At 59.3% G+C, this 14534-nt stretch carries 13 protein-coding genes; 8 read left to right on the forward strand and 5 right to left on the reverse strand.

From position 1 onward, the window contains the following. Nucleotides 1-53: 53 nt before the first annotated feature. The 3 genes from nrdA to ubiG form a co-directional block, all read right to left on the reverse strand. Nucleotides 54-2321 (reverse strand): class 1a ribonucleoside-diphosphate reductase subunit alpha, encoded by a 2268-nt coding sequence (nrdA, locus tag PG883_RS05935; protein ID WP_182975747.1) that lies wholly within the window; start codon nucleotides 2319-2321, stop codon nucleotides 54-56. Nucleotides 2322-2909: 588 nt separating this feature from the next. After that, on the reverse strand, nucleotides 2910-3596 hold the full coding sequence (locus tag PG883_RS05940; protein ID WP_270807030.1) for an HAD family hydrolase: 687 nt from the start codon (nucleotides 3594-3596) through the stop codon (nucleotides 2910-2912). Next, nucleotides 3596-4312 (reverse strand): bifunctional 2-polyprenyl-6-hydroxyphenol methylase/3-demethylubiquinol 3-O-methyltransferase UbiG, encoded by a 717-nt coding sequence (gene ubiG / locus PG883_RS05945; RefSeq protein ID WP_043155501.1) that lies wholly within the window; start codon nucleotides 4310-4312, stop codon nucleotides 3596-3598. Before ubiG ends, PG883_RS05940 begins: the two co-directional genes overlap by 1 nt. Nucleotides 4313-4511: 199 nt before the next feature. On the opposite strand from ubiG, the gene gyrA reads away from it, so the two are divergent. Then, nucleotides 4512-7259 carry a DNA topoisomerase (ATP-hydrolyzing) subunit A gene (gyrA, locus tag PG883_RS05950; protein WP_270807031.1) on the forward strand — a complete coding sequence of 916 codons (2748 nt, stop codon included), beginning with the start codon at nucleotides 4512-4514 and terminating at the stop codon, nucleotides 7257-7259. 305 nt (nucleotides 7260-7564) lie between these two features. Then, a complete protein-coding gene (locus PG883_RS05955) occupies nucleotides 7565-7738 on the forward strand; it encodes a hypothetical protein (protein WP_164883074.1) in 174 nt (57 codons plus the stop codon). Nucleotides 7739-7744: 6 nt separating this feature from the next. On the opposite strand, the gene PG883_RS05960 is transcribed toward PG883_RS05955, so the two are convergent. Then, entirely contained in the window at nucleotides 7745-8800 is a 1056-nt protein-coding gene (locus PG883_RS05960; protein ID WP_270807032.1) for a PA0069 family radical SAM protein, read from the reverse strand. A gap of 174 nt (nucleotides 8801-8974) precedes the next feature. On the opposite strand from PG883_RS05960, the gene PG883_RS05965 reads away from it, so the two are divergent. Then, on the forward strand, nucleotides 8975-9565 hold the full coding sequence (locus PG883_RS05965; protein ID WP_042879528.1) for a tetratricopeptide repeat protein: 591 nt from the start codon (nucleotides 8975-8977) through the stop codon (nucleotides 9563-9565). A 3-nt stretch (nucleotides 9566-9568) separates the two neighbouring features. Here PG883_RS05965 and PG883_RS05970 read toward each other — a convergent pair whose 3' ends face one another. Continuing rightward, a complete protein-coding gene (locus PG883_RS05970; RefSeq protein ID WP_124245003.1) occupies nucleotides 9569-9784 on the reverse strand; it encodes a hypothetical protein in 216 nt (71 codons plus the stop codon). 322 nt (nucleotides 9785-10106) lie between these two features. Between PG883_RS05970 and thrS the strand changes: the two genes are divergently transcribed. The 5 genes from thrS to pheS all read left to right on the forward strand — a co-directional run bounded on the left by thrS (nucleotide 10107) and on the right by pheS (nucleotide 14533). After that, nucleotides 10107-12035 (forward strand): threonine--tRNA ligase, encoded by a 1929-nt coding sequence (gene thrS / locus PG883_RS05975; RefSeq protein WP_010674801.1) that lies wholly within the window; start codon nucleotides 10107-10109, stop codon nucleotides 12033-12035. A gap of 21 nt (nucleotides 12036-12056) precedes the next feature. Beyond that, nucleotides 12057-12587, forward strand: a complete 531-nt coding sequence (gene infC, locus PG883_RS05980) for a translation initiation factor IF-3 (protein WP_185219337.1) — start codon at nucleotides 12057-12059, stop codon at nucleotides 12585-12587. Nucleotides 12588-12673: 86 nt separating this feature from the next. After that, complete coding sequence (gene rpmI, locus PG883_RS05985) at nucleotides 12674-12871, forward strand: 50S ribosomal protein L35 (protein ID WP_005300673.1); 198 nt, start codon at nucleotides 12674-12676, stop codon at nucleotides 12869-12871. A gap of 15 nt (nucleotides 12872-12886) precedes the next feature. Beyond that, the gene (gene rplT / locus PG883_RS05990; protein WP_010674800.1) at nucleotides 12887-13243 is read left to right on the forward strand and encodes a 50S ribosomal protein L20; all 357 of its coding nucleotides are present in this window, start codon (nucleotides 12887-12889) and stop codon (nucleotides 13241-13243) included. Nucleotides 13244-13549: 306 nt separating this feature from the next. Continuing rightward, nucleotides 13550-14533, forward strand: a complete 984-nt coding sequence (gene pheS, locus PG883_RS05995; protein ID WP_010674799.1) for a phenylalanine--tRNA ligase subunit alpha — start codon at nucleotides 13550-13552, stop codon at nucleotides 14531-14533. The last annotated feature ends 1 nt before the right edge of the window (nucleotide 14534 follow it).

The following is a 14534-nucleotide window of genomic DNA, read 5'->3' on the forward strand; positions in this document are numbered from 1 at the left end:
ACAGGAGGGCGGGAGCTTGATGCTCCCGCCCGGTTTATCAGTGCGTTTCGCGGTTAGATCTTGCAAGCCCCGCCAGCGCAGCCGTCATCTTGCAGATCGGTCTGGGTGTCGTCGGCACCATCACGGGTGTTGTGATAGTAGAGGGTCTTGAGACCGTATTTGTAGGCGGTCAGCAAGTCTTTGAGCAACTGCTTCATCGGCACCTTGTTGCCTTCGAAGCGGGCCGGGTCGTAGTTGGTGTTGGCGGAGATCGCCTGATCCACGAACTTCTGCATGATGCCGACCAGCTGCAGGTAACCGTCGACGCTCGGCTGTTTCCACAGCAGTTCGTACTGATCCTTCAGGCGGTGGTACTCCGGCACCACCTGCTTGAGGATGCCGTCCTTGGAGGCTTTCACCGACACCAGGCCGCGGGGCGGCTCGATGCCGTTGGTGGCGTTGGAGATCTGGCTGGAGGTCTCGCTCGGCATCAGGGCGGTCAGGGTGGAGTTGCGCAGACCCACGGTCTTGATCTCTTCGCGCAAGGTTTCCCAGTCCAGGTGCAGGGGTTCATTGCACAGGGTGTCCAGATCCTTTTTATAGGTATCGATGGGCAGGATACCCTGGGCATAGGTGGTCTCGCCAAAGGCCGGGCAGGGGCCGAACTCGCGGGCCAGTTGCACGGAGGCTTTCAGCAGGTAGTACTGGATCGCCTCGAAGGTGCGGTGGGTCAGGGCCAGACCGGAACCGTCGGAGTAGCGGGCACCGTTTTTCGCCAGGTAGTAGGCGTAGTTGATGACGCCGATCCCCAGGGTGCGGCGGTTCATGCTGCCCTTCTTGGCGGCCTTGAGCGGGTAGTCCTGATAGTCGAGCAGGGCGTCCAGAGCGCGCACGGCCAGCTCGGCCATCTCTTCCAGATCTTCCAGCTTCTCGATGGCGCCCAGGTTGAAGGCGGAGAGAGTGCACAGGGCAATCTCGCCGTCCTCGTCATCCACGTTGTTGAGCGGCTTGGTGGGCAGCGCAATCTCGAGGCAGAGGTTGGACTGGCGCACCGGCGCCACGGACGGGTCGAACGGGCTGTGGGTGTTGCAGTGATCCACGTTCTGGATGTAGATGCGACCGGTACCGGCGCGCTCCTGCATCATCAGGGAGAAGAGATCCACTGCCTTCAGGGTCTTCTTGCGAATGGCCGGATCTTGCTCGTACTTGACGTAGAGCGCTTCAAACTTGTCCTGGTCCGCGAAGAAGGCATCATAGAGGCCAGGTGCATCGGACGGGGAGAACAGAGTGATGTCGCCGCCCTTGATGAGGCGCTGGTACATCAGCTTGTTAATCTGCACGCCGTAGTCCATGTGACGGACACGGTTCTCTTCCACGCCGCGGTTGTTCTTCAGTACCAGCAGGCTCTCCACCTCGGTGTGCCACAGCGGGTAGAACAGGGTGGCCGCACCGCCGCGCACGCCGCCCTGGGAGCAGCACTTCACCGCCGTCTGGAAGTATTTGTAGAAGGGGATGCAGCCGGTGTGGAAGGCTTCGCCGCCACGGATGGGGCTGCCCAGACCACGGATGCGACCGGCGTTGATGCCGATGCCGGCGCGCTGGGAAACGTAACGCACGATGGCGCTGGCGGTGGCATTGATGGAATCCAGGCTGTCGTCACACTCGATCAGCACGCAGGAGCTGAACTGGCGGGTCGGGGTGCGCACGCCGCTCATGATCGGGGTCGGCAGGGAGATCTTGAAGGTCGAGACCGCATCATAGAAGCGCTTGATGTAGTCCAGACGGGTATCTTTCGGATACTTGGAGAAGAGGCAGGCTGCTACCAGGATGTAGAGGAACTGCGGGCTCTCGTAGATCTCGCCGGTGACGCGGTTCTGTACCAGGTACTTGCCTTCGAGCTGCTTGACCGCCGCGTAGGAGAAGTCCATGTCGCGCCAGTGATCGAGGTAGCCGTTCAGCTCCTCAAATTCCGCCTGGGTGTAGTCTTCCAGCAGGTGCTTGTCGTACTTGCCCATGTCCACCAGTCTGGCGACGTGCTGATACAGGTGGGGCGGCTCGAACTGGCCGTAGGCCTTCTTGCGCAGGTGGAAGATGGCCAGACGGGCAGCCATGTACTGGTAGTCCGGGCTTTGCTCGGAGATGAGGTCAGCAGCAGCCTTGATGATGGTCTCGTGGATGTCGGCGGTACGGATACCGTCATAGAACTGGATGTGGGACTTGAGCTCCACCTGGGAGACCGACACGTTGTCGAGCTTCTCGGCAGCCCAGTCGAGCACACGGTGAATTTTATCCAGATCGATGGGTTCTTTGTGTCCGTTACGCTTCGTCACAAACAAGTTCATTGGCTGATGACCCCTTTCATTGATACCTGCCGGTATCGGTTGATTCCCGAAAAGCCATCGCACAATGGCGCAACCCGGCTCCGTCTGTCGAGGGAAACTGGGCAGGGATTGTGCGATGAATCACAAGATGTAGTGTTATTTTTAATGCGAAATACAAGATAGTGAGGTCGATGCGGTAATGCAATCTGTGGATAACGCATTAGCTGTGGATAAATTGTGGGTGTCGGGACGGGAGTTAGTGGACGCTCACAGCGAACGGGTTTTCATCCGTCCGATCCGTCAAATGCAAGTCCGGCGATCGAAGATGGAAAATTAAAATAACTTTTTTTGCTTGCGAAAGCAGGGTGTTTTTACTAGCAAATCCGGCCTGCTCATCCCTTGTGCAGTCAGGGTCAAAAGGTGTCCTGTTACGCCGTTCGGGGGGTTGCCAAGCCCGTAAAAAGAGGGATCGTCCGGGATCCCTCTGGTGCGCTGCGGGGGGATCTGCGCGTCGGGGCAGATGCCCACACGGCCATCGGGACAACATCAAAGTTGCCCCGCAGATCCACCTCTATCCGGATGCCTTGTCGGTCATGGGCAATGAACGTGTCAGCTCAGCTCGTAACGCAGCCAGTGGTGCAGGGCCTGCACGGTATCAAAGTGAAGATCGGCGCCCCAGAGGGCGGGATCCTCGTCATCATTGAGATAACCCCAGCCAGCCACCGCGGTGCGCATGCCGGCATTGCGGCCAGCCTCGATGTCGCGCTCGTGATCCCCCACATAGAGACACTGGCTGGCCGCGATGCCGAGGCGCTCGCAGGCAAAGAACATGGGGGCGGGGTCGGGCTTGCGCACCGGCAGGGTGTCGGCGCTCACCGTCACGCCGCAACTGGCGAGTTCGGGCAGGGCTGCCAGGAGCGGTTCGGTGAGAAAACCCGGCTTGTTGGTGACAATGCCCCAGGGCAGCTTTTTATCGTCGAGCCACTCGATGAGATCCACCATGCCTTCATAGGGGCGGGTGCCGACGCAGAGGTTGGCGGCGTAGTAGTCGAGCAGGGCGGTGCGAAGGCGGGTGGCCCCCAGCTCCTCAAGCAGCTCGTCCCCAAGACCGGCCCTGAGCAGCCCCAGGGCCCCGTGGGAGGTGGTCTGACGAATGATGTCGTCAGAGAGTGGCGCAAAGCCTTCGCTTATCAGCACATGGTTGACGGCGGCGCCAAGGTCTGGGGCGGTGTCGAGCAGGGTGCCGTCCAGATCAAACAGCACGCAGCCAAGGGGCATCGGGTGAGGTGTGCTCATCAGCCTTGCTCCGGGCGCTCGAACGCCACCATGTAGTTGACGTCGACATTCTTGCCGAGCTTGAAGCTGTTGGAGAGCGGGGCGTAGTGAACGCCACTCATGTCCCGCACCAGCAGGCCCGCCGCTTCCCCCATGCGACAGAGTTCGGCGGGAGTGATGAACTTCTTGTGATCGTGAGTGCCCTTGGGGACCATCTTCAACAGGTACTCGGCCCCGAGGATCATCATCAGATAGGCTTTGGGGTTGCGGTTGATGGTGGAGACGAACACCTTGCCCCCCGGCCGTACCAGGGTGGCGATGGCGCGCAGCACCGAGGCCGGGTCCGGCACGTGCTCCAGCATCTCCATGCAGGTAACCACGTCATACTGGCCAGGCGCTTCATCGGCGTGGGCTTCGGCGGTGATCTGGCGGTACTCGAGCTCCACACCTTGTTCCAGCGCGTGCAGGCGGGCGACGCCGAGGGGTTCCTTGCCCATGTCGATGCCGGTGACCCGGGCCCCCCGGCGGGCCATGCTCTCGGAGAGGATGCCGCCACCGCAGCCGATGTCGAGCACGCGCTTGCCAAACAGGCCGCCGCTCTTATCGGTGATCCAGTCAAGGCGCACCGGGTTGATTTGATGCAGCGGCTTGAATTCGCCCTCCATGTCCCACCAGCGGGAGGCGATGGCTTCAAATTTGGCGATTTCTGTCAGATCGACATTGGCATCACTATTCATGTTTTGATGATCCTGTGGCAAGGCGCGCAGCGGGCTGGGCGCGCGCAATCTATTGTCCTGGCGCGCATTATAACGGACCGACCTCGTCGCACCAGCCCGATGTGCTCATCGGATTTGTGGCTTAATGTATTTGGCTCAGTGTGTTACCATGTCGCGCTGTTTAAGCCAAAGAACAACTAATTAGGGATTAAGGCTTTCTATGAGCGATCTGGCCAGAGAGATCACGCCGGTCAACATCGAAGAAGAGCTCAAGAGTTCCTATCTGGATTACGCCATGAGCGTGATCGTAGGACGAGCTCTGCCGGATGTGCGTGATGGCTTGAAACCGGTTCACCGCCGCGTTCTGTATGCAATGAACGAGCTGGGGAACGACTGGAACAAGCCCTATAAAAAATCGGCCCGTGTGGTCGGTGACGTAATCGGTAAATATCACCCGCATGGCGACATCGCCGTGTATGACACCATCGTCCGGATGGCGCAGGATTTCTCCATGCGCTACATGCTGGTCGACGGTCAGGGCAACTTCGGTTCGGTGGACGGCGACAACGCCGCGGCCATGCGTTACACCGAAGTGCGGATGGCGCGCATCTCCCACGAGCTGCTGGCCGATCTGGACAAAGAGACCGTGGACTGGGTGCCGAACTACGACGGCACCGAGATGATCCCGGCTGTCATGCCCACCAAGGTCCCCACCTTGCTGGTCAACGGCTCCTCCGGTATCGCGGTGGGCATGGCGACCAACATCCCGCCTCACAACCTCACCGAGATTGTCAACGGTTGCCTGGCGCTGATCGAAAACGGCGACCTCACCATTGACGAGCTGATGACCCATGTCACCGGCCCGGATTTCCCCACCGGCGGCATCATCAACGGCCGTTCCGGCATCGTGCAGGCGTACCGTACCGGTCGCGGCTCCGTCTATGTGCGGGCCAAGGCTGAAGTGGAGGTGGACGAGAAGACCAGTCGCGAGACCATCATCGTCCACGAGATCCCCTATCAGGTGAACAAGGCTCGCCTGATCGAGAAGATCGCCGAGCTGGTCAAAGAGAAGAAAATCGAGGGCATCAGCGCCCTGCGCGATGAGTCCGACAAGGACGGCATGCGCATCGTCATCGAGATCAAGCGCGGCGAGTCCGGCGAGATTGTGCTGAACAATCTCTACAAGCACACCCAGATGCAGACCACGTTCGGCATCAACATGGTGGCGCTGGACAACAACCAGCCCAAGGTGATGAACCTCAAAGAGATCCTGGATGCCTTCCTGCTGCACCGCCGTGAAGTGGTGACTCGCCGGACCGTGTTCGAGCTGCGCAAGGCGCGGGATCGGGCGCACATCCTGGAAGGGTTGGCGGTGGCATTGGCCAACATCGACCCCATCATCGAGCTCATTCGCCACAGTGCGACCCCGGCGGATGCGAAAGCCGCCCTGGTAGCCAAGGGCTGGGAGCTCGGCAACGTGGCCGCCATGCTGGAAAAAGCGGGCGACGACGCGGCTCGCCCCGAGTGGCTGGAGCCTGAGTTCGGCATCCGTGAAGGGCAGTACTTCCTGACCGAGATCCAGGCCCAGGCCATCCTTGACCTGCGTCTGCACAAGCTGACCGGCCTCGAGCACGAGAAGATCCTGGAAGAGTACCAATCTCTGCTGGATCTCATCGCCGAGCTGCTGCACATCCTGGCAAGCCCGGAACGCCTGATGGAAGTGATCCGTGACGAACTGCTGGCCGTGCGCGAGCAGTACGGCGACGAGCGTCGCACCGAGATCAGCATGTCCAGTGCCGAGATCAACATCGAAGATCTGATCACCCCGGAAGACGTGGTCGTTACCTTGTCTCACCAGGGATATGTGAAGTATCAGCCGCTCTCCGACTACGAGGCCCAACGCCGCGGTGGTCGTGGCAAGTCGGCCACCCGGATCAAGGAAGAGGACTTTGTGGAGCGTCTGCTGGTGGCCAACACCCACGACACCATTCTGTGCTTCTCCACCCGTGGCAAGGTCTACTGGCTCAAGGTGTATCAGCTGCCGGAAGCGTCCCGTGGCGCCCGCGGTCGTCCGATCATCAACCTGCTGCCGCTGGATGAGGGTGAGCGCATCACCGCCATCCTGCCGGTGAAAGAATATGACGCCGACAAGTATGTCTTCTTCGCCACCGCCAACGGCACCGTGAAGAAGACCAGCCTGTCCGACTTCAGCCGTCCGCTCTCCTCCGGTATCCGTGCCATCAACCTCAAAGAGGGTGATGAGCTGATCGGGGTGGACATCACCGATGGCAGCAACGAGATCATGCTCTTCTCCGATGCGGGCAAGGTGGTTCGCTTCGCGGAAGGCAGCGGTCGCGCCGATGCCGATGCCACTGACGAAGTCGACACCGACGACGACGCCGGCAACGATGATGATGGCAGTGACAACGGCGAAGGCACCGAAAGCAAGGGTACCTTCAAGGGCGTACGTCCCATGGGTCGTACCGCTGCTGGCGTGCGTGGCATCAAGCTGGGCGCCGGTGACAAGGTGGTCTCCCTCATCGTGCCCCGTGGTGATGGTGCCATCCTCACCGCCACCGAGAACGGTTACGGCAAGCGCACCGCGCTGGACGAGTACCCGACCAAGAGCCGTGGTACCCAGGGCGTCATCTCCATCAAGGTGGATGAGCGCAACGGCAAGGTGATCGATGCGATCCAGGTCGAAGATACCGACCAGATCATGCTGATCACCAACGGCGGTACCCTGGTTCGTACCCGGGTGTCCGAGGTGAGCGTCATCGGCCGCAACACCGGCGGTGTGCGTCTGATCCGTACCGGTGAAGACGAGACCGTGGTCGGCCTGCAGCGCGTTGCCGAGAGCGACGAAGAGGAAACCGAGGCCCTGGCTGTTGAAGGGGAGGTGTCTGAAGGCACCGACACCGCAGCGGACGCTGGCGCCGTCGATACCGGGGAGGTGGGCGACGAGTAATCGTCCCCCCTTTGTCCGGTGCAAAAGAGCGACCTTGATGGTCGCTCTTTTTTTGTCCGCCTCACCGCAGGTTCTCCCCGTCCTTGTGCTTGCCCAGCAGCTCTCTTCTCTGCTGCCCGGCTCCGTCTGCCGTGCATGCAGCCCTGCCTGCCACGGCGTCATCTTCCTGATATGCAGGGCTGGCCCCATCCCATCAACACGATGCCTTCACTCGGCTGTCATGGCCCTGTCATGACGGCCAGCCATGCTGCCTGCGTTGAATGAGGCCACCACAGAGGCAGGCATCGCTTGCCAGGAGCACTGTTATGACGAGCTGGGTAATGTGGGAGATCTGGTGGAGCCGGATGTGGGGAGGGCAGGAGAAGGCGCGCCTTAGGGTGGATGAGGAGGAGGTGGCGCACGAGCCATCCCGCCTGCCTGCGGAGCTGATTGCACAGCACCACCCAGCGGGGAGCTGCCCGCCGAGACCACGGGGCTGACGGCGCTCAGAACAGACGCAACTGCTCGCCCGGGCGGATGAAGGCGGCTGTATTGAGTGCAATATGTCGCTTGCCCAGTTGCAGCCGCCTGCTGATCAGGCGAAAGCGCTGGGCGAGCAGGTCGGCAAACTGTCCTTCACCTCGCATGCGGCTGCCAAAGGTGGCGCTGTTGAGTGCGCCACCCCGGCTTGCCCGCAGCTGGTTGAGGATTGCCTCTTTCTGGCCGGGATAGTGCGTATCGAGCCAGTCGCAAAAGAGGGTGGTGAGCTCGTGGGGCAATCGCAGCAAGATGTAATCCGCACAGCCCGCCCCGGCGTCGACGGCGGCCTTGATGATCTGTTCCAGTTCAGGCTCGTTGAGCCTGGGGATCATGGGGGCGGCGAGCACGCCGACCGGCACACCGGCCTTGGCCAGTCGTTCGATCACCTTGATCCGCCCAACCCCCGTGCTAGCCCTGGGCTCCAACTGTCGCCTCAGCGTGTCATTGAGGGTGGTGACCGACACCATCACCTGGCATAGCCCTTCCTGGGCCAGCTCGGTCAGCAGATCGAGGTCGCGCAGGATCATGGCGCTCTTGGTGATGAGTCCTACCGGATGGCGATGAGCCAGCATCACTGTCAGGAGTTCGCGAGTCAGGCGATAGTGGTGCTCGATGGGTTGATAGGGATCGGTATTGGCCCCCAGCACGATGGTTTGTGGCTGATAGGCTGGCTTGGCAAACTCCCGTCGTAGCAGCTCGGCAGCATTGATTTTGGCAAACAGCTTGCTCTCGAAATCCAGCCCGGGGGAGAGCTCAAGGTAGGCGTGGCTGGGTCTGGCATAGCAGTAGATGCAGCCATGCTCGCACCCCTGATAGGGATTGATGGAGCGACCGAAGGGAAGATCCGGCGAATCGTTGTAGCTGATGATGCTGCGGGCGCTGATCTCCGTCACCTCGGTGCGTGGAGCGCTGGCGGCAAATGCCGCGTCCCAGTCGCTCTGACTCCAGCCGTCGTCAACGGTTTCGATTTGCGGGCCGCTGAAGCGGTGCTCGACATTGTGGTTCGCGCCTCGTCCTGCCATCACATCACCAATTCACTGTTTATATATACAGTTATTTTGCTGTGTAGCCCGTTAAACTGCAAGTTCGCAAAGAGCGACCCCATGAAAGAGGGTGAACCCGGGTGATCTCCTGCTTGATCTGTTGCTACATTTCGTTTACATAGACGAAATGCGAACCAGATCACGGAAAATGTCATGCAACCTACTACCGCCCGCTGGCTCTTCATCGCCCTCATTGCGCTGGTCATCTGGCGTCTGATCCCGCTCTCCACCGAGCAGGAGCTGGCGGCGGCCAACCGCGCCTGGCGGACAGGGCACTTTGATGAGGCGACCCGGATCTGGTCGCCGCTGGCGGATCAGGGCCAGCCACGGGCACAGGCGCTGATGGGTTGGAGCCATGAAGTGGGGCAGGGGAGCGAGCAGGATATGGATCGCGCCATCCGACTCTATCGTCAGGCTGCGCAGGCGGGGGACGCTTTCGGCCAGTATCGGCTGGGAGAGGTCTATCTGCGCGGGGCCGGGGTGAAGCGGGATCTGCACGAGGCGTTTCGCTGGATGGAGCTGGCAGCCAGGAACGGTGATGTGCCCGCCATGCTGAAGGTGGGCATCCTGCACCTGATGGGGGTCAACGGGCGGGTTGAACTGGCCGAGGCGAAGCAGTGGCTCTATCAGGCCTCGCAAAAGGGCAACAAGATGGCACTCCAGGTGTTGCAGGAGATGGCGCTTGCCGAGGAGGGGCGCAGCGCCTTCGATTTCAATGGCCACTCATTTCTGAACGCCGGCTAGGGATCAACGGCTGGCGGTGACTTTGCCGGGCGTCACGTCGGTGACATAGAGGGTACTGCGCTCGGCACTGTGGACGATGCTGCATACCTCCCGCTTGCTGCCATCGCCCAGGATCACCAGCTCACCGATATGGACGGGACAATGAGTCGTGAGAAGGTGATCCGGATGAACCAGCTTTTCTGCATGCTCCGGAAATGAAATGTCGTAGGTGTACATCATGCTCTCCTTGCTTTGGCTGACGCCTCAATCTGGTACAGGGTATGGCAGCAGAAGGGCGCCCTCGCAAGTAGGACAGGTTGACACCCGCGCTTAAGCGGTATGCAAAATCGCCAAGACAGCTTGTCTGGGTTGTCGCGTCTGATACAATCCCCCGCTGTACCTCTCAATGGATGGCCTTGCACACGCCATATGGTGTGCCACTGCCGTGTACCAACCGTATTGTGAACGGTGAAACTCGGGAGTGAACAGCTGGACATGAAAGGGTTTCTCCAACCTGCATGTGGCCTTTGGTAGGGGTCACCACTGTATAAGGAAACACCTAATGCCAATCATTACTCTGCCTGACGGCAGCCAACGTCAATTTGCCCACGCCGTTTCCGTCATGGATGTGGCCGCGGACATCGGTCCCGGTCTCGCCAAGGCGTGCATTGCCGGTCGGGTAAACGGTGAACTGGTGGATGCCTGCGAGCTGATCGAAGCCGATGCCTCCCTGGCCATCATCACCGCCAAAGACGAAGAAGGTCTGGACATTCTGCGCCACTCCTGTGCTCACCTGCTGGGTCATGCCATCAAGCAACTCTGGCCCCAGACCAAGATGGCCATCGGTCCCGTTATCGACAACGGTTTCTACTACGACATCGATCTCGACCGCACCCTGACCGACGAAGATCTGGCTGCCCTGGAAGAGCGCATGCTGGCGCTGGCCGCCAAGGATTACGACGTCATCAAGAAGAAGGTCTCCTGGCAGGAAGCGCGCGACGTGTTCGAAGCCCGTGGCGAGACCTACAAGGTCGAGATCCTGGATCAGAATATTGCCCGTGATGACCAGCCCGGTCTCTATCATCACGAAGAGTACATCGACATGTGTCGCGGCCCTCACGTGCCCAACATGCGTCATTGCCACCACTTCAAGTTGCAGAAGATGTCCGGCGCCTACTGGCGCGGCGACTCCAACAACAAGATGCTGCAGCGCATCTACGGCACCGCCTGGGCTGACAAGAAGCAGCTCAAGGCCTATTTGCAGCGTCTGGAAGAGGCCGCCAAGCGCGACCACCGCAAGATCGGCAAGCAGCTCGACCTGTACCACATGCAGGAAGAAGCGCCGGGCATGGTGTTCTGGCACAACGATGGTTGGACCATTTTCCGCGAGCTGGAAACCTTCATCCGCGGCAAGCTCAAAGAGTACGACTATCAGGAAGTGAAAGGCCCCTTCATGATGGATCGCGTGCTGTGGGAGCGTTCAGGTCACTGGGAGAAATACGCCCAGGCCATGTTCACCACCCAGTCCGAAAACCGCGAGTACGCCATCAAGCCGATGAACTGCCCGGGTCACGTGCAGATTTTCAACCAGGGTTTGAAATCCTACCGCGATCTGCCGCTGCGCATGGCCGAGTTCGGCTCCTGCCACCGCAACGAGCCGTCAGGCTCCCTGCACGGCCTGATGCGGGTACGGGGTTTCACCCAGGATGACGCCCACATCTTCTGTACCGAAGAGCAGATCATGGAAGAGGTGTCTGCGTGCATCCGCATGGTCTATGACGTCTACGGTACCTTCGGTTTCGAAAACATCGTGGTCAAGCTCTCGACCCGTCCGGAGCAGCGTATCGGCTCTGATGAAGCCTGGGATCGCGCGGAGGCCGCGCTGGCCGAGGCGCTGGAACTCAACGGCCTGAAGTACGACCTGCAGCCGGGCGAGGGGGCTTTCTACGGTCCCAAGATCGAGTTCACCCTGCACGATTGCCTTGATCGTGCCTGGCAGTGTGGTACCGTGCAGCTCGACTTTGCCCTGCCGGGCCGTCTTGGCGCCACCTATGTGGGCGAAGACAACGAGCGTCACATCCCCGTGATGATCCACCGCGCCATTCTGGGCTCGCTGGAGCGCTTCATCGGGATCCTGACGGAAGAGTACGCCGGTCTGTTCCCGACCTGGCTGGCTCCGACCCAGGCCGTGGTCATGAATATCACGGATAACCAGGCCGATTATGCGGTGAAAGTTGCCAAGGCATTGAATGATGCGGGCCTTCGCGCAAAAGCGGACTTGAGAAATGAGAAAATTGGCTTTAAAATCCGCGAGCATACTTTGAAACGGGTACCTTTCATGCTGGTCTGCGGCGACAAAGAAGTAGAAGCCGGCAAGATTGCAGTGCGTACTCGTAAAGGGGCTGACCTGGGCTCTTATCCTGTTGAAGAGCTGATTGCTCTGTTGACCCAGGAAGTTCAGACCCGCGGACAAAAGAAAGTGGAGGAATAAGCTATAAAAGGCGGAAAAAAACTGGGCAAGCAACCGCAAGCCCGCGCTCACCGGATCAATGAAGAGATCCGTCTGAAAGAAGTTCGTCTGACTGGTCTGGATGGTGAAGCCATTGGCATCACCTCCATTCAGGATGCGCTGAACTTGGCCCTTGAGGCAGGAGTGGATCTGGTCGAGATCAGTCCGAACGCTGAGCCGCCCGTTTGCCGGATCATGGATTACGGCAAATTCCTCTACGAAAAGAGCAAGACCACCAAAGAACAGAAGAAAAAGCAGAAAGTCGTCCAGGTTAAGGAAATCAAATTCCGTCCTGGCACCGACGAAGGCGACTATCAGGTAAAACTACGCAACCTGGTTCGCTTTCTGGAAGACGGGGACAAGGCAAAGGTCACCCTGCGCTTCCGTGGTCGTGAAATGGCCCACCAGGATCTTGGTATCAAGGTTCTCGAGCGCGTCAAGAACGATCTGGAAGAGCTGGCCGTAGTCGAATCGTTCCCGAAAGTCGAAGGCCGTCAAGCTGTGATGGTCCTCGCACCCAAGAAGAAATCTTAAGGCCCACAAGAAATTGACTCATGAGGCTGGCCCCATGAGTCGGTTCGCCTTGCGATTTTGTTGTCACTCACAATGCGGAGTATGAAATGCCGAAGATGAAAACCAACCGGGGCGCGGCAAAGCGCTTCAAGAAGACTGGCTCAGGTCGCTTCAAGTGCAAGCACAACCACCTGCGTCACATCCTGACCAAGAAGAGCAGCAAGCGTAAGCGTCAGCTGGGACCGAAGTTCTTTGTTTCCGCTGCCGACCACAAACGTGTTGTCGCTTGTCTGCCGTACGCATAAGGGGGGATGTGAAAAATGCCAAGAGTTAAACGTGGTGTGACCGCTCGCGCTCGTCACAAGAAAGTAATGAAAGCCGCCAAGGGTTACTACGGCGCCCGTTCCCGTGTCTACCGCGTAGCGGTACAGGCGGTAACCAAAGCTGGTCAGTATGCCTACCGTGACCGTCGCCAGAAGAAGCGTCAGTTCCGTCAACTGTGGATTGCGCGTATCAACGCTGCAGCCCGTCAGAACGGCCTGTCCTACAGCCGTCTGATCGACGGTCTGAAGAAGGCTTCCATCGAGATCGATCGCAAGATCCTGTCCGATATCGCCGTTCACGACAAGCTGGCTTTCACCGCCCTGGTTGAAAAAGCTAAAGCAGCTCTGGTCTAATCCAGCTCTGTTATAAAAATAAAGGAGGCTTAGGCCTCCTTTTTTGTTGCTCATTTTTGAGCGTTGGTAGGTAGCATGCCACGTTCATGAATGCTTTATCCTTCCATATGCCAACAAACTAGAGCAAACGATGCTTGTTTCAATCCTGTTGCACCTGGCTTGTGGCTTTCTCCATATAACAAAATGATTTGCAGGGAGAAAAGCCCGTCATAACTATGGTCAGCCAAGGGGCTTTTTTTGTATTATTCCCCTCTTGACCTTATTTAGCCTAAAGGCTCCTGTTCCGGGAGTGGTGACGAGGAAGACATGCAACAGCTTGAAGAAGTAGTAGGCCAGGCCAAGGCCGAAATTGAGGGCGTAAGCGACATCGCCGCCCTCGACGAAATCCGGGTCAAATATCTGGGTAAAAAGGGCTTTTTTACCGAGCAGATGAAGGGCCTGGGCGCCCTGTCCGCTGAAGAGCGTCCCGCCGCGGGCGCCGTGATCAACCAGGCCAAACAGCAGGTTCAGGATGCCCTGAACGCGCGTCGTGAAGCCCTCGAAGTCGCCGTGCTGAACCAGAAGCTGGCCGCCGAGACCATCGACGTTAGCCTGCCGGGCCGCCGCATCGAGAATGGCGGTCTGCACCCGGTGACCCGTACCATCGAGCGCATCGAGCGCCTGTTTGGCGATATGGGCTTCAAGGTTGCCCGTGGTCCCGAGATTGAAGATGGCTTCCACAACTTCGATGCGCTGAATATCCCGGCTCACCACCCGGCGCGTACCGATCACGACACCTTCTACTTCAATCCTGATCTGATGCTGCGTACCCACACTTCCGGTGTGCAGATCCGCACCATGGAACATCAGCAGCCGCCGATCCGCATCATCGCGCCGGGCCGCGTCTATCGTAACGACTACGACATGACCCACACCCCGATGTTCCACCAGGTCGAAGGCCTGCTGGTCGACGAGCATGCCAGCTTCACCGAGCTGAAAGGCATCCTGCACGACTTCCTGCGCAACTACTTCGAGGAAGACTTGACCATTCGCTTCCGTCCTTCCTATTTCCCGTTCACCGAGCCGAGCGCCGAAGTGGACGTGATGGGCAAGAACGGCAAGTGGCTGGAAGTGCTGGGCTGCGGCATGGTGCACCCGAACGTGCTGCGTTCGGTCGGCATCGATCCGGAAAAATACTCCGGCTTTGCCTTCGGCATGGGCGTTGAGCGCCTGACCATGCTGCGTTACGGGGTCAACGACCTGCGTGCCTTCTTCGAAAACGACCTGCGCTTCCTCAAGCAGTTCAAGTAAG

Source organism: Aeromonas sp. QDB25 (assembly GCF_027707725.1).
Classification (GTDB): Bacteria; Pseudomonadota; Gammaproteobacteria; order Enterobacterales; family Aeromonadaceae; genus Aeromonas; species Aeromonas caviae.